The organism is Agrobacterium vitis, from assembly GCF_013337045.2.
GTDB lineage: Bacteria > Pseudomonadota > Alphaproteobacteria > Rhizobiales > Rhizobiaceae > Allorhizobium > Allorhizobium vitis_B.
The window spans coordinates 150779-172952 of the sequence record NZ_CP118261.1 but is presented as its reverse complement, the minus strand read 5'-3'; the positions used below and the strand labels follow the sequence as shown (position 1 = coordinate 172952).

Below are 22174 nucleotides of genomic sequence, written 5' to 3'. Positions count from 1 at the left end.
TGTTTAGATACTGCAGTCTGGTCTGTTCCGTTCCCGTCATCTGAAAACAATCGTCTAAAGGACCCTCGTGGATCGGTTGAAGAAAGTACGCGCTGTTTTTATTCTTGTGCCCCGCGTTTTAAGTCCGAGTTAAATTGCCAATGGTTGGCACGAACTTTGTTTGTGAGAGCGAGATTTCATTCAGTAGCAATAACAAAAGCTTTCCAGCAGATCTAACGCGATCATGCGGGAACGGGGCTAAGTCACTTCTGTCGGCTCATCGTTGACCTTCGCCAGCGTCTTGGTCAAAGCAACGACACTGCGTTTAACAATTTTCACTTTTATCTTGGCAAATGCCTTGTTCAGCGCCTGTCCTTCGCTGGTGGCTAAAAACCGCGTGATTTCGTCATCCGGGAGCGACATGCTTTCGGATGACCGTTCAGAATTTTCATCATTGTCGCGAAAGAAATATGAGATAGGCACCGCGAGGAAATCGGCAATGTTCGACAAGCGGCTTGCGCCAACCCTGTTGGTGCCCTTTTCATACTTCTGGATTTGCTGAAACGTGATGCCGAGGGCTTTGCCCAAGGTTTCCTGGCTCATCCCGATCGCACGTCTGCGGGCTTTGATTTTTTGTCCAACGTCGAAGTCGGTTTCATGTGGTATTTTCGGAAATCCCAAGGCTCTCTCCATTCAGTTCAGTGAAATATGCAGGTTACGATGCGCGGTGTAGAGAATATTCCGTGGTAGTATTCTCTACAACCGGCTCTCATTGCCGCACATGGCGATACGAGAAATATTCGCGCGCATCGCGCACTTTCTGGGCGACGACCGCGAAGCCCTTGCCGGCATCGACGGCACGGGCAGCCTCTAGACCTGCATTCAGCGCCAGCAGTTGTCTGGAAAGCGATCTCATCGATGACGCCGATGGGTTGAAAATCTCGCCCGATGACTTTTCGATCTGGTCCATGGCGCCGATGTCAAACGCCCACCACCTGGCCGGAATGTTCGGCGTGATCACGGGTTCGGGTCACTAACTGGCCCCCTTCTTCGGCACGGCGGCTGGAATCCTTTACCGTCGTCGTGATCTCCTCAAGCGCAGAGGCCGTCTGCTCAACCGAGGCTGCCTGCTGCTCGGTCCGCTTTGCAAGATCATCCGCCGCGGTGCGGGTCTCTGTCGACCTGGCCGAAGCCCCGAGCATTGTCGCCAACCCTCGCCATGGCGCGTTTCAGCTTGTCAGATGCAGCATAAAAGTCGGTGCGCAGCTGTTCGTGCGAGGGAATAAACGGCTTGTCGATCTTCTGAGACAGGTCCCCATCGGCGAGACTATTTCAGGCACCGGCGAGTTGACCGACGTTTTCGACGCGACCATTCACGTCGATCGCAAACTTCACGATACGCACAATCTCCATTAATCGACATTTAATTATAAATTTAACGTTCGTCTGGTCAAATACGGAACAGAATCGTCACGCCTCCTGGAAACACAACCATGCCTCCTCCAGATCTCGATCAAGCCGGACGTCTTATTGGACCGCCGCTACAAGAGTTCAGTCGCTACATCGAGCAAGGCATGTCCTGCATCGTAAAACTGGTGATCGGTGAGCCGGGGAAATGCGCCCAGGCCGTCCAGTTTTCGATGACGCCGGATCAGTGCCGGGAAATTGCGCAGAACCTGATGATTTGCGCTCAGGTTATCGAGCTCGAACGGCCCACTGCACAGCAATGAGGTGACGCCAGTATTGAGGCCCGCATGACGTCTCAGCGTCAAAGGTTCGTTTGAGCTGATGGCATCAACGCGCCCAAGACAGGCATGCTCGCACTTTATAATGGCGGATGATGTTTGGACTTAGTGATGTTGGAAGGGGATATTACCGGTGCTGCGGATCTAGAGCGTGTCCGTTTTACTCGGGGTCATATCCGCATGATTTGAAGAAGTTGGCGCATTCTTGCGGTTCGAACAATGTGACGATCTGGCCGACCGTATTCCATAAGCCCTTGACCGTTCGCTCGGCTTTGGCGCGCAAGACAGCCTTCAACTTGGCGAAGGCCTTCTCGATTGAAGTATGGACTGTAGGGAGGAAGGTAGAGTAACCGGCATCCCGCACCTTCGATTGCGTGACGCACTCCTTCCGCCTTGTGTGCAGGCAGATTGTCCATGATGACGATGTCGCCTGGTGCCAAGATGCGAACGAGAACCTATTCGACAAAGGCCTGGAACGCGCCTCCGTTCATCGCACCGTCGAGGACCATAGGCGCTGTAATGCCCGAGAGCCTGAGCGCCCCGGTGAATGTCGTCGTCTTCCAGTGCCCGTGTGGGATCGGGGAGCGGCATCGATCGTCGCAACGGGCCCATCCGCGAAGCCGAGACATCTTCGTGCTCAGGCCGGTTTCATCAATGAAGACAAGCCGCGCCGGATCGAGATCGAACTGGCCGTCGAACCAGTCGCGGAGACGCTTCAGGAGGTCGGGACACTCCTGCTCCACTGCATGTGCGGTCTTTTTTGAATGTCCAGCCGCGCCTTCGCAGCCAGACATCGAGTGCGCTGCGGCCAATGGAGACGGCTCTCCCCTCACGCAATGGCAGGACCATCTCGTTGAGGGTAATGTCTTTCGCCTCTTTGATCATGCCGACGATGAGGTCCTCGTGGGCATCGAGGCGCGAACCGCCGCGTCGGCCCTGTTTCGCAGGCTTCAACCGACCAGCGCGCGCACTCGCAATCCAAGCGATCGCTGTCGAAATGCCAATCTCAAATCGGTCGCTGCTGAGCGCGCCGACATGCCATCCCGTGACGCAGCCAGAACGCGACTACTCAGATCATCGCTGAAAGCTCGGGCATATTGCCTCCGACCAAATCACCATTCGGAGCGATTGAACCAGAATTCGGGGGTCAGGGGAATCCTCAACACGATTCCGTTCAACGGACGCGCTCTAGCGCCAAAGCATGGAAGCCGGTTTACCGTTGTGGGGGAGCGAGATTAAAGCGCCTTTCTCCGCTCTCAAAATTTTTAATGATGGATCCCTTGGGACAATGGACGCCGTTGAACGACTTCTAGCTACTAGAGCTGTAGGGGGAAGGTTGAATGACCCGCCGGAAAGGCATCGCAAAGATCTGATACACGAATGACTTCCAATTTATTGCGCCGGCGACGACAGAAGTTAACCAGTCGGCATTGTCGCGCACAGCAACCTAGAGGATCTCTGAAATGAGTGAGGTCCGCTCTATTTCCCCTTCATTGCCAACAATGTTTGGGTGTCGCAACCACGCCGCGCTCGTGCAAAATCGCACATAGGCGACGGCAAGGTGGGCAGTCAGCCATACCGATGGATTGAGTTCACTTCGGCCATAAGTATGCCAGAGTGGCTCGACTTTCATGGATAAGAACCGAGTTCAAGGTAAGGAAAGTGCGATGATCTGACTACCGCCGCAATATCGGCGGCGGCTTTGAAAATTAGTCGACCGGCTATTTCTGTCTCCACCGTATTGGCGGTTGGCGCATCAAGAGATCTTACTTTCGCTCCACGACTTCCTTCGGCAGAGCATGGCCATGGTGGCGCTGGTATATATCGTTGAGTTTACCGTTCTTCAGATTGTCGGCAACCCATTGATCGAGTGCTGCGAGCAACTCAGGCTCGTTTTTCCGGACACCGATGGCAAGGTCGAAGACGCGGATCGTAAATTTCGGCTCGAACGGATTTCCTTTGCTCTTTACCGCAATCTGTTTGATCAGCGCTTCTGAGGAGGCGACAATCGTCGCCTGCCCCGACACAGCTGCTGTCACCATCGCGCCTTCATCATCATAGCGGGCGATCGTGTAACCGAACTCCGTTGCCCGCTTCGTCATGTCCGTATCCTGCGTCGTTCCACGGCACACGGTAACGACCTTGCCTCTCAGATCCGTCCAATCCCTGATCTGCAGCGAAGCGGGTGCAGCGACCATAGACAACTGGCCGGAATAGGGCTTCGAAAACGCGATGACCTGCTTACGCTCCGGAGTCACTGCCAGGGTCGAGATGACGACATCTGCCTTGTTGGTCTGCAGGTTCGGGATGCGTGTCGCGCCGGTCGTCTGGATAAGTTCCAGCTGAACACCCCAGTCTCTCGCAAGCAGTTCGGCAGTTTCGACATCCGAGCCGACAGGTTTGAGACCTGCATCGAGCATCCCGTTCGGTGGGCTGGCAAGATCAATCGCCACGCGGATCTTGCCAGCCGTTTTGATGTCGCTGAAACTGTCTGCTGCCGCTTTGGCCGCGACTGTCACAGCCATTGCTCCTAAAATGCCAATTATGGCCAAAGTCTTTCGGATTGCCATGCGTTCTCCTCCACTTTTTCTCTTGTTGACGGCTTTAGGAATTTAACCTCGGAAGCCTTGCGCAATGGCAAGGCTTCCGGGTCCATTCGGAATTCACGGTGGCAAAATCACTCCTCCAGACCCAACCACCGCAGTCGCTAGCGACTTGGTCGCTGTCACTTTGGGTTGACGATCTCCGCCGGGATTGGCGTGCCGTGATACTTCTGATAGATCTCGTTGAGCTTCCCGTTCTGAAGGTTTGAAGCTACCCATTCGTTCAATTTCGCCAACAGTTCTGGTTCGTTCTTGCGAACGCCAATCGCGAGGTTCAGCACGCGAATGGTGATCTTCGGCTCAAAGGCCAGCGTCGGGTTCTTGTCATGAACCTGCTTGACCAGCGTGGCGGAGGTCGCGATCAACTTGGCCTGGCCGGATACGGCGGCTGTCACCATCGTCGCATCGTCGTCGTAACGCGTCACCGTGAAGCCATGCTCGGCCGCCATCTTGGTCAGCTCGGTATCCTGGGTCGTGCCGCGGGTCACAGTGATGGCCTGCCCCTTGAGATCGGCCCAATCCTTGATCGGCGAGGCCGCCGGCGCGGCGATGACGGACTGGAGGCCAGCATAGGGCTTCGAGAAATCGATCACCTGGGCGCGTTCCGGGGTGACAGACAGGGTGGAGATGACGATATCCGCCTTGTTGGTCTGCAGGTTCGGAATACGGGTCGCGCCCGTCGTCTGGACGAACTCGACCTCGACACCCCAATCCTTGGCCAGCTGCTGGGCCGTCTCCACGTCGGAACCGACGGGCTTGAGGTTCGCGTCCAGCATGCCAGACGGCGGGATGGCAAGATCGGTTGCGATGCGGATCTTCTTTGCGGCCAGGATGTCGGCAAAGGTGTCGGCGGATGCCGGCAGCGACTGGCTTGCTAGAACAGCACCTACTGTACCAACCAGTGCAAGCGTTTTCAGAAATTTCATCTTTATTCCTCCGGTTTGATGAAAATTACAGATCGTGGCTCAGGAACTCCTGCAGCTCCGATGTTTGCGGAGCACTTAGCATCCCGGCATCGCCTTCCTCGTGGACAAGGCCGCGATGCATGAAGATGACGCGGTCCGCCACCTTGCGTGCGAAGTTCATTTCATGGGTGACCATGATCATGGTCATGCCGCTTTCGGCGAGCTTCTCGATGACGCGCAACACCTCGCCGGTCAGCTTGGGATCGAGCGCCGACGTCACCTCGTCGAACAGCATGACCTTCGGTTCCATCGCCAGCGATCTGGCGATAGCGGCTCGCTGCTGCTGTCCACCGGACAGCTGTTCGGGATAATTGTCGGCCTTGTCGGATAGGCCCACCCTCTCAAGTGCAGCAAGAGCCAGCTCATGGGCCTGTGTCTTCGGCAATTTCTTGACCGAGCACGGCGCGAGCAAGATGTTCTCCTCGATCGTGAGGTGCGGAAACAGATTGTAGCTCTGGAACACGATGCCGACGTCGAGCCTGAGCTTTCTCAGATTGAGGTTCGGATCGTGAACCCTGTGGTCCGCCACCGTGATCTCACCGCTGTCGATCACCTCCAGCCGATCGATGCAGCGCAGAGCCGTGCTCTTACCTGAGCCGCTGGCACCGATGAGTGCTGCAACCTGCCCCTTGTCCACGGAAAATGTTACACCCTTGAGCACGGTGATCGCGCCAAAGCTCTTCCTCACGTCATTCAGTGCAATCATTGGCATGCTCTGCCTCCCTCAAACTCTTCAGCTTTGTGTCGCTGGCTTAACCGTCGTCCGCATTCTCGGACCCCGCCGCTCGAGCTTCTGACTGAATGCCGACAGCGGAAAGCAGAGGCAAAAGTAGAGGGCTGCAACGACGAGATAGATGAGGAAGGGCTCGAAGATGGAATTGTTGATGAGCTGCCCGGCGCGCGTCAGCTCGACAAAACCGACGACTGACGCGAGCGATGTATTCTTGACGATCTGGACGCTGAAACCGACCGTCGGTGGGGTCGCGATCCTTACCGCCTGTGGCAGGATGACCTTGAACATGCGTTGCATCTTCGACAGCGCCAGGCATTCCGCCGCTTCCCACTGCGCCTTGGGCACGGATTCCAGACAACCTCGCCAGATCTCGCCCAGATAGGCGCTGACATAGATCGTCAGAGACAGGCCAGCGGCAAATAGCGGCGTGATGGAGAAACCGAGCGTCGGCAGGCCGAAGTAGATGATGAACATGATCACGAGTAGTGGCGTGCCCTGGATCAGTTGGACATAGGCGCCAGTGAAGATGCGAACCGTGCGTGACGGCGTAATTCTGCCCAAAGCCACAAGAAAGCCGAACAGTCCGCCACCGACGAAGGCCATGACGCTCAGCACAAGCGTCCAGAAGGCTCCGGTCACCAGAAACTGCAGATGGTTGATATTGAATGCCGTGGTCATCGTTCCCTCCTCACAGCGGCGTGCCGAGCCGGCGACGGCGCGGGAACATGAGCATGCCAAGCGCCCAGAAGACGGCCCGCATGACCAGCGACAGAAAAAGATAGAGAACCGCCACAACGATATAGGCTTCGAAAGGCCGGTACGTTTCTGACTGGATGAAATTCGCCGCCGCCGTCAGTTCCTCGGCTGAGATCTGCGAGGTGACCGACGAGGCAAGCATCAGCAGGATGAACTGGCTGGTGAGAGCCGGATAGACCCGCTCCATGGCGGGACGCAGTCCCACATGCCAGTAGAGTTGCACCGGCGAAAGCCCGAGGCATTCGCCGGCTTCCCACTGTCCCTTCTGGATCGAATCGAAACCCGCCCGCATGATCTCGGCCGTATAGGCGCCGACATTGACGGTCAGCGCGATCACCGCGACCACAAGCGCGCTGAACGAGAAGCCCAGGCTCGAAAGGCCAAAGTAGATCACGAAGATCTGAACCAGAAACGGCGTGTTTCGGAAGCTCTCGACATAGGTTGCCGCGACCCACTGGAGCACGGGTCCGCCCGACCGGCGCGCGATAGCGCAGGCCGTGCCGATCAGGAACCCGGTGATCGTCGTGATCAGAGCGAGCTGAGCCGTCAGCGCCATCCCGTCGATCAGCATCTGCCACCGGAGAAGGACGACAGAAAAATCGAGGGTCATGACTGATTTTCCATGACCGGAAGGCGCGATGCGTCCTGCCCCGTCATCCGGTCATAGACCCGGAACAGCGCCTGGTTGCCATTCGAGCCCTCACCGTGAGCACGGGCCTCCACATATTGTGCGGTGACGAGTGAAGTGCCAGGCAGCGCGACATCGTTCTGTCCGGCCATTTCGAGCACGAGGCGAAGGTCCTTGAGCATCAGGTCGATGCGGAAGCCGGCGCCGGCATCGCCTGCGATCATCGCGGGGCCGAGCTTTTCGAGCATCCACGACGAGGCCGAGCCGCCGAGCAGCACGTCCCGCATCTGCGACAGGTCGACGCCGCTTGCCCGGCCGAGGGCAAGCGCCTCGCAGACGGCCTGAATGTTGATCGCGCAGACAAGCTGGTTGCACAGCTTGACCGTTTGACCTGCACCCGGCGCACCGACATGGCTGATCGTCGTTCCCATCACCCGCAGCACGGGCTCGGCACGGTCGAATGCCGCGCGGTCGCCGCCCACCATGATCGAAAGCGCCGCATTCTTGGCACCAATCGGGCCGCCGGACACCGGTGCATCAAGCATTGTGATGCCCTGTCCAGCAAGGGCCGCCCCCATCGCCCGGGTGGCTTCCGGCGAGATCGTGCTCATGTCAATGAAGATGCTGCCGCTCTTCATGTTGGCCAGCACGCCGTCGCGGTTGACGACATCATCGACCTGCGGTGTGTTGGGCAACATCGAGATGGCGATCTCGGCATCCTTGACGGCCACAGCCACGCTCTCGCAGCGTGTCGCGCCCTTTGCCACGACAGCATCGGCCGCAGCGGACGATATATCGAACACGCTCAGCGGATAACCAGCGCCGGCAAGATGAAGCGCCATTTCGCGGCCCATCACGCCCAGTCCGATAAATGCCAGTTTGGGTAGATCTTGATTCGTCATGTCGCTCTCTCCCTGCGTCACGAGCCAGTGTCGGTCAGTTGGCCTGCTCCATGGCAGTGAGCTTTTCGACGCGACGGACAAAATCCTCGTTGCGGTCGAATTCCGCCTCGAGATAGGCGACGACGAGATCACGAGCGAGCCAGGGGCCGACGATCTTGGCGCCAATGCACATGACGTTGACATCGTCATGCTCGACGCTCTGATGGGCCGAATGCACGTCGTGGCAGACGGCCGCGCGAATGCCGTTGACCTTGTTGGCCGCAATCGCGGCGCCAACGCCGGTGCCGCAAACCAGGATGCCACGTTCGGCTGCTCCGTCGCGGACCTTCTTGCAGAGAAGGCCTGCAATATCCGGGAAATCGACGGGCTCCTGCGTGAAGCTGCCGATGTCTTCTACGACATGGCCGAGTTCTTCGAGCACCGCGATGACATCCGCCTTCAGCGGAAAACCCGCGTGATCGCTGCCGATGACAATATTCATGATTATCCTCCCGTTTGATTGAATGGAAACTAGGCCGAAACGCCGGTTCCTATGGAAATGTCGTGCAGGTTGGCACGGCGCCGGAAATCGGCGCCGATTTCGAAATGCTGGTGGAGCAGATCATCGGCCCGGACGCGATCGCGGGCCGCAAGCGCCTCCAGGATCAGGCGATGGTGATCGATCAGGAACTCTTCTATTCCTTCGACCCGGATGATCTTCTCGCGGCGCTCCAGGTGGGAGCGCATCATCAGCTGGGAAATCGACGCATAGATCGTGACGAGCGTCGGTGAATGGGACGCGCTGACGATCGCCTCGTGAAACTGGAAGTCGGCGATGCCGCCAGCTTCCGGATTATCGATCGTAGCGACGATATGTCGAAGTGCATTTGTGACATTGGCGAAATCCTGCTCGGTGGCTCGCTGGCAGGCAAGCCGCACGGCGTGATGCTCGATCGCCTTTCTCGCCTCCATGATGTCGCCAGTCACGTTCGAGCCGTGGGCGAGCATGAAGCTGAAGACATCACCTAGCGCGGTGGCATCGGGACGCCGGACGATCGTGCCGACCCCGTGCCTGATCTCGACGGCACCAATCATTGACAAGGCTCGCAACGCCTCGCGAAGAACGGGGCGACTGACATTCAGGTGAGCTGCCAGCTCTCGCTCGGGCAAAAGACAGTCCCCCGCCTTCAGTTCACCCGACAACAACTGGTCTCGCAGAAACGCTGCCACTCGATTGTGGGCCCCTGCCTCTTGCGGTTCACGACGAATAGTCTTGCTGTCGGTCATTTAATTGTCCATACCGTGGTATGACCACTCATATAGCCACAGCAACGCCTCCGTCAAGCGGTGTCTTGGCGTGGCTCCGAAATCAAGCTCGGAAGGTCGGCGTCGTAGCGGCAACCGAGGAAGGAAGGAGAGAAGACGATGATATGCGTATTGGGGTCCATCAACATGGATTTGGTTGCCAGGACAGAGCGCATACCCGGCCCCGGCGAAACCGTGGCGGGACAGTCATTCGCGACAACGTCAGGGGGCAAAGGCGCCAATCAGGCGCTTGCAGCCCGACTTGCCGGCAGTGCGGTCAAGATGGTCGGAGCGGTCGGCGACGATGTATTCGCGGCCGCAGCACTTGCCGAATTGAATGCTGCATCGGTCGACCTTTCCGGGGTCCAGACCCAGCCGGCTGCGACCGGCACGGCGATCATCCTCGTCGACGCGTCGGGGCAGAACATGATCACGGTAGTGCCGGGCGCCAACGCGCTGGTAACGCCGGACATGGCGCGCTCATTGGTCGCTTCGATGAAGTCTGGGGACATTCTCCTTCTCCAGATGGAAATATCGGCGGACAGCGCTGAAACAGCGCTCATGGCAAGCCGGGAAAAGGGCATCGTCACCATGCTGAACATCGCCCCCTTCACGGCCGAGACGGCACGGCTCGCAATGCTGGCCGATATCGTCGTCGCCAATGAGAGCGAGTTCGGATTGCTGACCGGACAAACGATTGAGGATCGGGCCGCATCCATGTCCGCACTCAAAGCACTCTATGGGCATTCCGGACAGACGATTGTCGTCACGCTTGGAGCGGCTGGGGTCGTTGCTATTCGCCGGAACGAGATCCTATCCGCCGAAGGCCTGACGATAGAGCCCGTCGATACGGTCGGCGCCGGCGATACCTTCTGCGGCTACCTGGCAGCCAGTCTAGATCAGGGAAAATCATTCCCGCAAGCACTACGACGTGCAGCGGCGGCCGGCTCCCTCGCTTGCCTGAAGCATGGCGCTCAAACGTCAATGCCAGCGGCGTCATCGCTTGATGCTGCCCTTCTCGATCGGAAGTGACGACGCTTTTTTCGAGACAATCAGTGGTCGATATATCTCCGCATGGAAACACGCGGTGTGAAAGTCGCGGACGTGAACAAGGCGGTCACCCGGACATCCTGTTTTTCCAACATCACCAGCAATAACATGGGTTGGGACTAGGATCCGTAGACACGTCTTTTCATTAACGATGGCAACGGGCGCTTCAGGACGAGACCAATGCCCGATTGCCGAAGAACACACTTTCAAGCTGGGCAGGAACTATTCTCGATCGGAACGATGATGGCGCACCGGATCTTCTCGTTGGCGCGATCCAGGTCCCTAAATTTGTTCCTCTGCAGCCTCGGGCGTGGCAGAATGATGGAACGGGCAAGTTTATCGACGTGTCGGCCGACGTGGTTCCGGGGATTACCGTCTGGCGAAGCTGGAGCGCTGGCACGGTGACCTTGACGGCGACGGCAAGCAAGATATTCTTATCGGCGGCTGGGGCACGCAGGCACGACTGCTGCTTACCGATGTCGAAGGCTGCAGATCTAGCCTGCCGCCACAGCAGGAAATCACTCCGACATCACGCTAATTGAATACAGGGGGGCGATGGCGCTGTCTGTCGGCCCACTGAGATAGCGAAGCATGAGAGATCGAATGGAGGGGCAGTACAGATGGTTCATACTGGCGGCAGGCTGGCTGCAGAGATGTCCACCCAGAATCTAAACTCGGCGACCATGGGAGGCACCGCGGTCGGCTCCCGTTCAAGAGATAAGGCAGATGAGTTCGCGTTCCAATTTGACATTCCAAGGGCACACGGCTCCCACGACGTCAGGTCTTGACCAAACTTTCCAACGGAATTTCGAGCGTCAGCGATAGGCCTTCACTCGTCCAATCCCTGGAGATCGCGCCGTTCAATCCTTGCAAGGCAGCTTTTTCCAAGGTCGTTCCGAAGCCTGCCCTTGTCGATACTTCGGGCGGTGGCGGAGAGCCTCTCTCGTCCCACCTCAAATGCAGAAGTTCTTCGGCCGCAGTAACATCGATGGTCAGGCGTCCCTCGGATGTCGATAGTGCACCGTACTTGGCGGCATTGGTGGTCAGTTCGTGCAAAAGTAGTGCAAGCGATGTGAGGGCGGTGCCTGTCAATGGCGCGTCCGAACCGGTGATCGTTATGCGAGAACCCTCTGCGTGATCATGCGGCGCCACGATCGCTTTCAGCAGTGCGGTGACCGTGGTCGCGATCTGGCCACCATCGTTGCCTGTCTCAAAGTCGGGTAATGTCAGTTCATGGGCTCGTGCCAGCGCATGCATACGAGACCGAAGATCGGTTTCAAGCTCGGCAACACTGGTGGCAGGCCGGGCACTCAGCGATATCAGCCCGGCAGCCAGGCTGAAGAGATTTTTGATGCGGTGGTTGATCTCGCGGAGCAGGATATCCTTGTGGCCGGCGGCATCTTTCAGCGCTTGGGCATGTTTTACGAGTTCGTCGCGTTGCGCTGCAAGCTGTTGCCGCTGGCGATAGAGCTCAAAAAAAACGTCAACCTTGCTGCGCAGAATATCCGGTTCGATCGGTTTCTGAATGAAATCGACGGCACCTGCCTCGTAACCGCGAAAGCGGCGATGCGCGTCGGTGGTGCCTGCGGTGACGAAGATGATCGGGATGCGTCGGGTTCGCTCATTGCCGCGCATCAACTCCGCAAGCTCGAACCCATTGAGACCCGGCATCTGCACGTCGACGAGCGCCAGAGCGACGTCGTTGTGCAGCAGAATTTCCAAAGCCTGATCGCCCGATTTTGCCTTGAGAATAAGAAGATCATTGCGACGAAGCAGCGCTTCCAGTGACAGGAGGTTTTCCTCAAGGTCATCGACCAGTAGAAACGGCACAGGCTCCATATTCGTCTTAAACCTCTCTTAAATATTCTGCGATCGCGTCGAGCGACAAGACACGGGCACTCGGACACAATTGAATGGCAGCTTCGGGCATTGCGGACGCGAACGCATCCGCTGGATCCTGGACAAGCGCCGCTCCCCCTGCGTCTACTACAGCCTGCAACCCCTTGGCGCCATCGCTGTTGGCGCCCGTGAGCACGATTGCGATCAAGGCCGGCCCGTAAGCGTCCGCGGCGCTCTCAAATAGAACGTCGATCGAGGGGCGGGAGAAGAGGACGGGCTCGTCGCTAGACAGTGCAAGGCTCCTATCGGCTTCAAGCAGTAGATGATAGTCCGGCGGCGCGAAATAGATCGTCCCGCCGGCGAGCGGCTCCTTGTCCTCGGCCTCACGCGCCGAAAGTTGGCACTTCGCCTGGAAAAGCTCGGCCATGACGCTACGTTTGTCCGGCGGAACGTGCACGACAACAATGATCGGTAATCGGAAGTCTCGCGGCAGAACCGGCAAAATCGCCGATAGTGCCTCAAGAGCGCCGGCTGACGCACCGATTACGATCGCTTCGGGATTTACCGACATCATTCACCCCGCCTCTGATAGATTTTCTCCTCTCGCACAAAGTCCGAGAAAGAACCACCTTGGTTCGAAAAGCGGAGACTCTCCTTGGAGCCAAGGCCGAGGAAACCCTTGCGAGCGAGAGAATCCTTGAACAGTCCAAGCGCTCGGTCCTGCAAGGGACGATCGAAGTAGATCATGACATTCCGGCAGGAGATCAGCTGCATCTCGGCAAACACAGCATCGGTGACGAGGCTGTGATCCGAAAACAGGACGTTGCGGCGCAGGGTGCTGTCGAAGACCACGCTGCCATAGGCGGCTTGGTAGTAATCGGACAGAGAGGATTTCCCCCCGGACTTTCGGTGGTTCTCGGTAAAAAGTTGAACCCGCTCCAAAGCATAGATACCTGCCTCGGCCGACTGCAGTGCCTCCTGATTGATATCGGTTGCGTAAAACAGCGTGCGGTCTTCCAGGCCCTCCTCGCGAAACAGGATAACCAGCGAGTACAACTCCTCACCTTCGCTGCATCCGGCAACCCAAACCTTGAGCGAAGGATAGGTTCGCAGATGCGGCACCACCTTCTCCCGGATCGCCTTGAAATAGCTCGGATCGCGAAACATCTCGCTGACCTGGACGGTAAGATACCGTAGGAGCTTCGGCAACATACCGGGATCGTGGAGCAGACTTTCCTGCATTGCCGAAAAGGTCTCGAACCCAAGCTGTTGGCGAGCCTGCTTGAGGCGTCGCTTTATCGAGGCCATCGCGTAGTTGCGGAAGTCGTAGTGGTATTTGAGGAACAAGGCCTCCAGCAGGAGGCGGATCTCGATGTCTTCGATCTTTTCCGGCGCGGGCGTCTCGCTCATTTCGGCATCCACACACGGACGAGCGACAATAGTTTTTCGACATCCAATGGTTTTGCCATATAGTCGTTGGCGCCGGCATCGATGCAACGCTGTTGATCATCGGGCATGGCCTTGGCAGTCAGCGTGATGATTGGCAGCTTCTTCCATGCCGGATTTTTACGAATCTCTCGCGTGGCGGTGAGGCCGTCCATGACGGGCATCATGACGTCCATGAGCACAAGATCGATCGCCGCGCTTGCCGCCGACGATGCGGTCTGGAGAGCATCAAGTGCCTCTTGGCCGTTACGCGCAATCTGAATGACAACACCGCGGGGCTCAAGGATGTTGGTGAGGGCATAGACATTGCGGACGTCATCTTCCACGACGAGAACGCGGCGGCCTTCAAGAAGCGAATCCCTGTTCTGGGCCTTGCGGATCATTTTCTGCTGTTCGTCCGGCAGTTCGGAAATCACCTTGTGAAGGAACAGGCTCACCTCGTCGAGCAGGCGCTCGGGCGACTTTGCTCCCTTGATGATGATCGATTTTGAATAGCGGCGAAGACGTTGTTCGTCGTCGGCCGAAAGGTCGCGTCCAGTGTAGACGATAACGGGTGGAAACGCGTAGGCGCTCTCGCGGCTCAGCGTTTCAAGCAGGGAATAGCCGGAGGCGTCCGGCAAGGATAGATCCAGCACCATGCAGTCGAAGGTCTGCTGCTTGAGCAGTTCCAGGCATTCGGCGGCGGTGCTGGCGGTGACAGTCTCGACATCGCCAGAACTCAGCAACCTTGCAACGGCATCGCGCTGCACCGGGTCGTCCTCGACGATGAGGATCCGATGTACGCCCTGGGACAGCTTGAACTCGAGCTTCTCCAGCACTTCGACCAGTTGCTCGCGCATGACGGGCTTGACGGCGTATCCGACTGCGCCAAGCGACAGAGCGGTCTCCGCATGATCGCTGCCCGAGACAATGTGAATTGGGATATGGCGCGTCTGCACATCGTGCTTGAGCCGGTCGAGGACGGCAAGCCCGGACTGATCCGGTAGACCGACATCGAGGATGATCGCGCTCGGCATATATTCCTTGGCGAGGTTCAAGGCTTCCTCGGCCGTTCCAGCGACCAGAGAGCGGAATCCCATCTCACGAGACAGATCACGGACGATGCCAGCAAATGATGCGTCGTCTTCGATGACCAAAAGCACGCGTTTCGCGTCGGTCAATGTATCACGATCATCCTCGACCTTCGACGCTGGTCTTGGGGTTACCGGTCGGGCCAGTTCCGACGACGGCCGCTCCGACTCAACGGCAGCGCTTGGGGGCGCGTCGCGCGGTGCGACTTTGGCTGGATCGTAGGCTGGCGGAATGGCGAGCGTGAAGGTACTGCCCTCGCCCGGCTGGCTTTCCAGTCCGAGAGAGCCGCCCAGGAGGCGCACGAGCTCACGGGAAATCGACAGTCCCAGACCGGTGCCCCCATACTTTCGACTGATCGTGCCGTCAGCCTGGTGGAACGCCTCGAAAACGCTTCGCTGCTGCTCCTTGGCGATGCCAATGCCAGTGTCTGACACGGAGAAGGCAACCTGACCGTCGGAAACCGATCGGATCGACAGTCTTACCCGGCCGGCTTCCGTGAATTTGATGGCGTTGGAAAGGAGGTTCTTCAGCACCTGTTCGAGGCGCTGCTGATCGGTCTCGATGGTCGCGGGGCAATCGGGGCCAATCTCGACCGAAAAATCAAGCTTCTTGTCGGCTGCCAAGGGTTGAAAGACTTGCCGCAGGTTGCCGGCCAGTTGCTCGACCGTTACCACTTCGGGCCGTATGTCGACATGGCCAGCTTCGATCTTGGACAGATCGAGAATATCGTTGATCAGGTTCAGAAGATCGTTGCCTGAAGACTGGATCGTCTGTGCGAACTTGACCTGCTCGGCGGTGAGATTTTCGTTCGGGTTGTCGGCGAGCAGCTTCGCAAGGATCAGCGAGGAATTGAGCGGCGTGCGCAGTTCGTGCGACATGTTGGCGAGGAAGTCAGACTTGTATCGGCTTGCTTGCTCAAGCTCCCGCGCCTTGAGCTGAACAGAAGCGTTTGACCGTTCAAGATCATCCTTATGAACCTCCAGCGCTTGGGCTTGCTCTTCGAGCTGTGAATTTGTCTGCTCAAGTTCAACCTGTTGCTGTTCAAGGCGCGCCTGCGACTCCTTCAGCGCCCGGCCCTGCTCCTCCAGCTCTTCATTCGATACGCGCAGCTCCTCGCTCTGGGTCTGCAGCTCCTCCGACTGACGTTGCGTTTCTTCGAGCAGATTCTGAAGCTCACTGCGATAAATTCCGGACCGCACGGCGATGGCGACGGCTTCCGAAGCGCGTTCCAGGAGCGTGACGATGCGTTCGTCGATCGGACGCAGAAAGCCCAGCTCGATGACGGAATTGACAGTGCCGTCGACGCGTCCCGGCAGGATGACCAGATGCTTCGGCTTATCCCGTCCAAGAGCGGAGCCGAAGGCGAGATAGCCATCTGGCACCTCGCCCACCATCATTGCTCTACCTTCAGCAGCAGCTTGCCCCAAAAGACCTTCTCTGGCTTTGAACCGCATCGGGACGCTAGCGTCATCCGGAATGCCGTAGACGGCAGCGCGCTGATAGTGATCGCCGGCGCCGGTGAATACGGCTCCCGCGACAGCGCCGACATAGCGCGTCAGGAAGTCGAGGATGCTATTGCCGAGCTGTTCCATCGGTTGATCGCCCAACAAAGCGCCGGACAAGCCGACTTCTCCGGACTGAAGCCATTCTTCTCGTCTCCGAGCCATAGTGGCCCTGCGCATCAACAAGCCAATCGCCACTGTTAGTCCGATGCCGAGCAGCCCCGCTAGAAGCGTACTGAGAAGTGCTCTCTGCTGTGCAGCGTTCATTTCGGCGAGCCGCTGCACCCGAACCTCTGTTTGTCCCTGCGCCAAGGCGGAGATTTGAGCGCGGATAGCATCCATCTCGAGCTTCCCGCGGTCGGAGTTGACGACGGCAAGTGCCGCCTCCAGCCCTGCCGTGCGGCGAAGTTCGATCGTCTCGTTAAGTTCGGAAAGTTTGCCATCGACATGTTGCCGGAGCGCAGTCAGTCGCGGGCTCTGTCCGATATTGGACCCACTTAACTGCGCGATTTTATCGAGTTGCGTCGGGATTGCTCGTAGCGCCGCATTGTAGGGTGCCAGATAACTTTCGTTATTGGTCAGCAGGAAACCCCGCTGTCCGGTTTCAGCATCCTGCAGATGAGAAAGCAGCTCGTCCAGCGCGACGATGGCGACATGCGTCTGGACAACCTTCTCATTGCCATCGCGCAAAGCCTGCAGGTTGAAATTGGCAACAAACCCGCTGATTAGGAAGAAGATTATCGCGCCTAAAAGGCCAAGGGCAACGCCGGGATCGAGACCGAGGTTTCGGCGTGACGGATCGGGCGCAGCGCTTTTCTTCATAGGTGATTCTCGTTTTCAGGGTGGGCGGGAAGGGATCAGCAAGCGATTAGAAATGATCGTTCCTGTGAAGAGCATGCCATTGTGGGTGTCAACTGGAAAAGACCGCCACGCGCGATCACCTGCCATAAACCCCGGAGCGATAAGTCTGAGCAGCTGGAAGATAACACTCCATGGCCAGAAGACGCTCTTAAAATCCCTTATGACTTTGGGCCCCCTATCGGCGAGCAAGGTGTGGGTTTTTTGGAAAGTCATGGACTACGGCTGCAGCGGTTTTGTGATTGTTTGCCTGCCGTTCGCTTAGATGTAACAGACGTGGCGGCCATGGCCGCCGCAGACTACTTGCAGCTTGGTGATCAGTCCGCCACGGCTGCGTCCGATACATCGGGGTAGAGCCCCTTTTAAGCAGACTGGCAGCGGTGCGATTCGCTTTAAGATGGGTTGCATCGATCATCAGATTGTCTGGTTCCCCGCCTTGAGCTGCCAGTTATGCAAGGATGCGATTGAACACACCAGGCCGGATCCACCGGATGAAGCGATTGTAGATGGTTTTGTGCGGGCCATAGTCTGCAGGGGCATCCCCCCATCGAAGGCCATTGCGGATCACGAACAGGGTGCCGCTCAAAACCCGTCGATCGCTACTCGCGGCACCCCGTGCGACAACGGGAAATAAGGCTCAATCCGGCGCATCTGTTCCGAAGTCATCATCAGCAAGTGAGACAAGGCAGTATCCTCCTGCAACCTTGAATCATCTCCTTGAAGTCAACTCAAAGATTAATACGTCCTGACCCCAGGTGGCGATCAGCGAAATCCGGTATTACTGTTGATCGGCGGGGTTATGCAGGATCGTTCGCAGGGCCGACGACATCGGGAAATTGAGATTGATTCCGTTGGGTGGAATTGGTGACATGAACCAGCGATCGTACGTGTCCTTGATTTCATCTCCTTGGAAAATCTGACGCAATGCCGCGTTGACATCTTCCCTGAAAGTATTGTCGCCCTTCCTGAACATCAGGCCGTAGGGTTCCGGAGCCATGAGAGAGTCGTCTGAAAGGTTATATTTCTCCGGAGCTCCGGAGTTTGCTATGGTTACTGCCAGCAGAATGCTATCCATGACATAGGCCGATGCCCTCCCCTCGGTCACCATCGCAAAAGCGGTCGGCTGGTCGCTACTTGGCACAACCGCGATGTGGAGATTTCGGCTGCGGTTGATGCTATTGAGATAACCGATATTGTTTGTGGCCACCGGCGAAGTCACCGTTCGACCAGCGAGATCTTCAATTCTATGTAGGTTACTCGCCTTGAGAGAAACGAACTGGGTCGCCGTCAAAAAATGAGCATAGGAAAATGCCACGCTCTTTCGACGTTCGGCGGTGTTCGTGGTCGAAACACACTCGATATCAATCGTCCCGTCCATGACCTTTGCAAACCGGTTCGCCGCTGAGCGTGGCTCGTATTCGATCTTCAGGTCTGGCCGAGTATACTTTTGCCTCAAGCTGTCGACAATTCGCAAACATAAATCGATCGAGTAACCGATCGGCTTACCAGACGCGTCCAGAAACGAGAAAGGTGCGTCATCTGTCGAATATCCTATCCGGATGATCCCGGTTTGCAGAATTCTATCGAGTATCGGAGAATTTTCTGCAAAAGCCCCCTTTCCGGTAAAAGCAACCAGAACGAATACCAACAGAAGTCTCAGGCGTCTCGTCTTCAACATATTCAATGTCCCCCTCAAAGTAGAAAAGACGTCAATCCTTATACTCCACTGGATCAGCATAAGCCTTCTTCAGGACCCCAGACATCGGAAGATTGAGGTTCATGCCCGACGGCGGGATCGGTGATGTGAACCATTTCGCGTAGATAGCATCCATCTCAGGGCTCATGAACAGTTTACGCAGACTGTCGTTGACGACCGTTTTGAACGCCTCGTCGTCTTTCCGAAGCATCAGGCCGTAAGGCTCTGGCTTGCTCAGCATATCCTCGGACAGCAAATATTTTGACGGATCATCCGACTGGGCGATCATGGCAGCAAGTAGGATACCGTCCATCACGAAAGCATGCGCCCGCTCGGACACGACCAGATTGAAGGCCTCCTCATTGGTCTTGGTCGCTATCACCGCTATGCTGAGCTTCTTCTCACGGTTGATAGTATTGAGTTGATCGATATTCACCGTACCCGACGCCGACGTCACTGTTCGACCGGTAAGATCCTCGATTGACGTGATGCTGTCGCTTCGGCGCGTCACAAACTGGGTAGCGGTCAGAAAGTCAGGATAGGAAAATTCAACTGTTTTGCGCCGTTCGGCATTGTTGGTGGTTGCCGCGCACTCGATATCGATCGTCCCGTTCTTGACGAGGATGAAACGTGTCGCCGGCGTTGCAAGAACATATTCTAATTTGAGATCTTCTCGTTTGAGGTGCTTGCCAATATCCGCCGCAACATGCTGGCAAAGGTCCATCGAGAACCCGATGATGTCTCCGGACGGCGTCTTGTACGAAAACGGAGGTTCGGTCTGGCGATAGCCTAAAGTAATGACACCGCTCCTTGCGATCTTGTCGAGCGTGGCTTCGCCAGCCAGCGCGTTAGCAGTTGCCACGCAAGCAAGTGTCAGGGCGGTCAGTGCGGTACCAATGCTGCGCATGCAAAATCCTCGCTTTTTCCTATGAAATTTTTGACCGCGAATCCGGACGTGTTTCGCTGCTATGGATGCCGGGAACGACAGAAGGAGACGGTCGGCCGAAGTGGTATCCCTGCCCTTGCGTGCAGCCGGAGAGCCTGAGGATTTCAGCCTGGGCCTCGTTTTCCACCCCTTCGGCAGTCACTGTGATGTCTAATTGCCGCGTCAAGGCAATGACCGCTGCGACGACTGTCGCCGACGGAGCGTCGTGTGGCAACCCGGAGACGAAGGCGCGGTCGATCTTTAATTTCTTGAACGGCACGCGCAGAAGCGAGATGAGCGATGCATAACCTGTCCCGAAATCGTCGAGGACGATGGAAACTCCGGCCTTAGCCAAGGCAGTCAATGCGGCTATACTGACTTCATCTTCCAGGACGAGGCTTTCAGTCACTTCAAGTTCCAAGCGCTCTGGTTCCAACCCGGACACGCTCAGCATCCTGAGGACGTCTGGTGCGAAATCCGGCTCGCGCAACTGGAGGGCGGAAATATTGACTGCCACCTTAATATGCTTCTCCCACCTCATCGCCTCGGCACAAGCAGTTTGCAGAACCCAATTTCCCAGTTCGGTTATGGAACCCGTCTCCTCCGCCAAGGAGATAAATCGGTCCGGCGCAACCAGCCCTAACTTGGGATGGCGCCAGCGGATCAATGCCTCGAATGCACAGGTGGCCCCACTGCTGAAGTCGACGATGGGCTGAAAGTGCAGCTCGAACTCCTGCTTTTGTATCGCGGTTCGAAGTTCGATTGCTAAGGCATGCTGCCCTTGAACAGCCATGTCCATGCCCTCCTCGAAGAAGGCAAATGTGCCGCGCCCTTTGGACTTGGCGCGGTAAAGCCCGAGGTCGGCATTTTGCAGAACCTGGTCTGCGGACACCCCGTGGACAGGCATGGAGGCGATGCCGATGCTGGTCCCGATTTTTACCTGTTGGTTGCCGATCGCAAGCGGCTGCGAGAGACTTTCGATCAACTGCTTGGCAAGAGCTTCTGCTTCCGGGCGATAGTTAGCCCTTACCCGCTGAATTATCGCAAACTCGTCGCCGCCAAGACGAGCCGCGACGTCATCGACCTCGATCAAGGACCGGATACGGTCTGCAGTCTCAATCAAAAGCGCATCGCCAGCGCCATGGCCAAGCGTGTCGTTGACGGCTTTGAACCGGTCCAGATCGAGAAGAAGAATATTAGATCCGCCTTGCATGGCAGAACACCTTGCTACAGCATCGTCGAGACGTTTCATCAGCAAAGCGCGGTTCGGCAGGCCGGTTAGGGCGTCGTGGTGAGCCATATGCTCCATTTGTATCGCCATGTCTCGGATCTCGCGCAGGCGTGCGCGCTCCACAACCGCCTCCCGCAAGGTTTCAATCGCAACCGCAAGGTCGCCGATCTCATCTGCGCGATTTTGAAAGGGCGTCACGATATCGGTGTCTTCGCGGGCTACCCGCAAAGTCGCGTGGACGAGCTGGGGGAACGGTTTAAAAAGGCGACGCGCAATGGAGGTCACGGTAAAGCCTGTCAGGCAGAGAATGCCGAAAAACACGATAAGGGAATTACGAATGAGAGCTTCCTGAGCGCGACGAAGCTCGTCTGCCCTGCCGATGCTCGTGGCAACCGCTCCCATCAGTCGGCCGGCGCCGTCGGATATAGGCAGCAAGCCGACGTAGTGCATCGTCCCGCCAATCGAGGCAAAGCCTGTTGTCAGCTGTTGGTCATCGGCCAGCTTCGAGAAAATGTCTCCCGTAACGGTAATGTTTTCAGGGTTTTCGGTGCCGGTGAATGACGAGGCAATGGGAAGGAACGTCTTTGTCTGGCTGTCATAGCTGAACAGCCACGCATTGTTCGTGGTCTGCGCTGAAATGGATGCCAGTACGTCAACGGGGCTGAAGCCTGTCAACAGAACGGACGCATCGTCACCGACAGGTTGGGAGGAGACGATGCGGGCGATCCGGCCATTGGCATCGACAGTGGCTGAAACGTAAGTATAGACGCTACGGAGTGCGGCGCTGGCGATCTGTATGTTGATTTTCGCTTGGGTCTCGCGTTGTTCACGGGCGGCGGACACGAACATTGTCAGACCAAGCATCGCTCCGACGCCATAGGCAAAGATTACACCAACCAGAAGCACGAGGGTGATTTTCGCCCCAAGCGACCGCCGCCACTGGCGAACAACAAGCGACAAT

The 22174-nt window shown here is 57.2% G+C and carries 21 protein-coding genes and 1 pseudogene; 2 read left to right on the top strand and 20 right to left on the bottom strand.

Annotated features, from left to right (window positions below; genetic code table 11):
• Positions 1-237 precede the first annotated feature (237 nt).
• The 3 genes from G6L01_RS23715 to G6L01_RS23705 form a co-directional block, all read right to left on the bottom strand.
• The gene (locus G6L01_RS23715) at positions 238-660 is read right to left on the bottom strand and encodes a helix-turn-helix domain-containing protein (protein ID WP_234823942.1); all 423 of its coding nucleotides are present in this window, start codon (positions 658-660) and stop codon (positions 238-240) included.
• Between the two features lie 88 nt (positions 661-748).
• Positions 749-949, bottom strand: coding sequence for a methyl-accepting chemotaxis protein (locus tag G6L01_RS23710; protein WP_060716652.1), 201 nt, complete (start codon positions 947-949; stop codon positions 749-751).
• 10 nt (positions 950-959) lie between these two features.
• Positions 960-1181: a hypothetical protein gene (locus G6L01_RS23705; protein ID WP_060716653.1), complete on the bottom strand. Its 222-nt coding sequence runs from the start codon at positions 1179-1181 to the stop codon at positions 960-962.
• 291 nt (positions 1182-1472) lie between these two features.
• Between G6L01_RS23705 and G6L01_RS23700 the strand changes: the two genes are divergently transcribed.
• Positions 1473-1709 carry a hypothetical protein gene (locus tag G6L01_RS23700; protein WP_060716654.1) on the top strand — a complete coding sequence of 79 codons (237 nt, stop codon included), beginning with the start codon at positions 1473-1475 and terminating at the stop codon, positions 1707-1709.
• A gap of 175 nt (positions 1710-1884) precedes the next feature.
• Here the strand turns inward: G6L01_RS23700 and G6L01_RS23695 are convergent.
• The 9 genes and pseudogenes from G6L01_RS23695 to G6L01_RS23655 form a co-directional block, all read right to left on the bottom strand.
• Positions 1885-2761 (bottom strand): annotated as a pseudogene (locus G6L01_RS23695) (IS630 family transposase).
• A gap of 729 nt (positions 2762-3490) precedes the next feature.
• Positions 3491-4249, bottom strand: a complete 759-nt coding sequence (locus tag G6L01_RS23690; RefSeq protein WP_060716707.1) for a transporter substrate-binding domain-containing protein — start codon at positions 4247-4249, stop codon at positions 3491-3493.
• Between the two features lie 200 nt (positions 4250-4449).
• A complete protein-coding gene (locus G6L01_RS23685) occupies positions 4450-5253 on the bottom strand; it encodes a transporter substrate-binding domain-containing protein (protein WP_060716655.1) in 804 nt (267 codons plus the stop codon).
• 25 nt (positions 5254-5278) lie between these two features.
• A complete protein-coding gene (locus G6L01_RS23680; protein WP_060716656.1) occupies positions 5279-6004 on the bottom strand; it encodes an amino acid ABC transporter ATP-binding protein in 726 nt (241 codons plus the stop codon).
• 21 nt (positions 6005-6025) lie between these two features.
• Positions 6026-6703: an amino acid ABC transporter permease gene (locus tag G6L01_RS23675; RefSeq protein WP_060716657.1), complete on the bottom strand. Its 678-nt coding sequence runs from the start codon at positions 6701-6703 to the stop codon at positions 6026-6028.
• Positions 6704-6713: 10 nt separating this feature from the next.
• Positions 6714-7391 carry an amino acid ABC transporter permease gene (locus tag G6L01_RS23670; protein ID WP_060716658.1) on the bottom strand — a complete coding sequence of 226 codons (678 nt, stop codon included), beginning with the start codon at positions 7389-7391 and terminating at the stop codon, positions 6714-6716.
• Positions 7388-8311, bottom strand: a complete 924-nt coding sequence (locus tag G6L01_RS23665) for an NAD(P)-dependent oxidoreductase (RefSeq protein ID WP_060716659.1) — start codon at positions 8309-8311, stop codon at positions 7388-7390. The genes G6L01_RS23670 and G6L01_RS23665 overlap by 4 nt, the downstream gene beginning before the upstream one ends.
• Before the next feature lie 34 nt (positions 8312-8345).
• On the bottom strand, positions 8346-8792 hold the full coding sequence (rpiB, locus tag G6L01_RS23660) for a ribose 5-phosphate isomerase B (protein ID WP_060716660.1): 447 nt from the start codon (positions 8790-8792) through the stop codon (positions 8346-8348).
• Between the two features lie 29 nt (positions 8793-8821).
• Positions 8822-9577, bottom strand: a complete 756-nt coding sequence (locus tag G6L01_RS23655; RefSeq protein WP_060716661.1) for a FadR/GntR family transcriptional regulator — start codon at positions 9575-9577, stop codon at positions 8822-8824.
• 138 nt (positions 9578-9715) lie between these two features.
• Between G6L01_RS23655 and G6L01_RS23650 the strand changes: the two genes are divergently transcribed.
• On the top strand, positions 9716-10627 hold the full coding sequence (locus tag G6L01_RS23650) for a ribokinase (protein WP_060716662.1): 912 nt from the start codon (positions 9716-9718) through the stop codon (positions 10625-10627).
• A 795-nt stretch (positions 10628-11422) separates the two neighbouring features.
• On the opposite strand, the gene G6L01_RS23645 is transcribed toward G6L01_RS23650, so the two are convergent.
• The 8 genes from G6L01_RS23645 to G6L01_RS23610 all read right to left on the bottom strand — a co-directional run bounded on the left by G6L01_RS23645 (position 11423) and on the right by G6L01_RS23610 (position 22119).
• Complete coding sequence (locus G6L01_RS23645) at positions 11423-12484, bottom strand: response regulator (RefSeq protein ID WP_060716663.1); 1062 nt, start codon at positions 12482-12484, stop codon at positions 11423-11425.
• Positions 12485-12491: 7 nt separating this feature from the next.
• Positions 12492-13058 (bottom strand): chemotaxis protein CheB, encoded by a 567-nt coding sequence (locus G6L01_RS23640; RefSeq protein ID WP_234625147.1) that lies wholly within the window; start codon positions 13056-13058, stop codon positions 12492-12494.
• The gene (locus G6L01_RS23635) at positions 13055-13894 is read right to left on the bottom strand and encodes a CheR family methyltransferase (protein WP_060716664.1); all 840 of its coding nucleotides are present in this window, start codon (positions 13892-13894) and stop codon (positions 13055-13057) included. The genes G6L01_RS23640 and G6L01_RS23635 overlap by 4 nt, the downstream gene beginning before the upstream one ends.
• Entirely contained in the window at positions 13891-17325 is a 3435-nt protein-coding gene (locus tag G6L01_RS23630; RefSeq protein WP_060716665.1) for a response regulator, read from the bottom strand. Before G6L01_RS23630 ends, G6L01_RS23635 begins: the two co-directional genes overlap by 4 nt.
• Before the next feature lie 484 nt (positions 17326-17809).
• A complete protein-coding gene (locus G6L01_RS28180) occupies positions 17810-17929 on the bottom strand; it encodes a transposase (protein ID WP_422387231.1) in 120 nt (39 codons plus the stop codon).
• A 210-nt stretch (positions 17930-18139) separates the two neighbouring features.
• Positions 18140-19039 carry an amino acid ABC transporter substrate-binding protein gene (locus G6L01_RS23620; RefSeq protein ID WP_071205909.1) on the bottom strand — a complete coding sequence of 300 codons (900 nt, stop codon included), beginning with the start codon at positions 19037-19039 and terminating at the stop codon, positions 18140-18142.
• 31 nt (positions 19040-19070) lie between these two features.
• On the bottom strand, positions 19071-19955 hold the full coding sequence (locus tag G6L01_RS23615) for an amino acid ABC transporter substrate-binding protein (protein WP_234625150.1): 885 nt from the start codon (positions 19953-19955) through the stop codon (positions 19071-19073).
• 28 nt (positions 19956-19983) lie between these two features.
• Positions 19984-22119, bottom strand: a complete 2136-nt coding sequence (locus G6L01_RS23610) for a putative bifunctional diguanylate cyclase/phosphodiesterase (RefSeq protein WP_337692721.1) — start codon at positions 22117-22119, stop codon at positions 19984-19986.
• Positions 22120-22174: the final 55 nt, after the last annotated feature.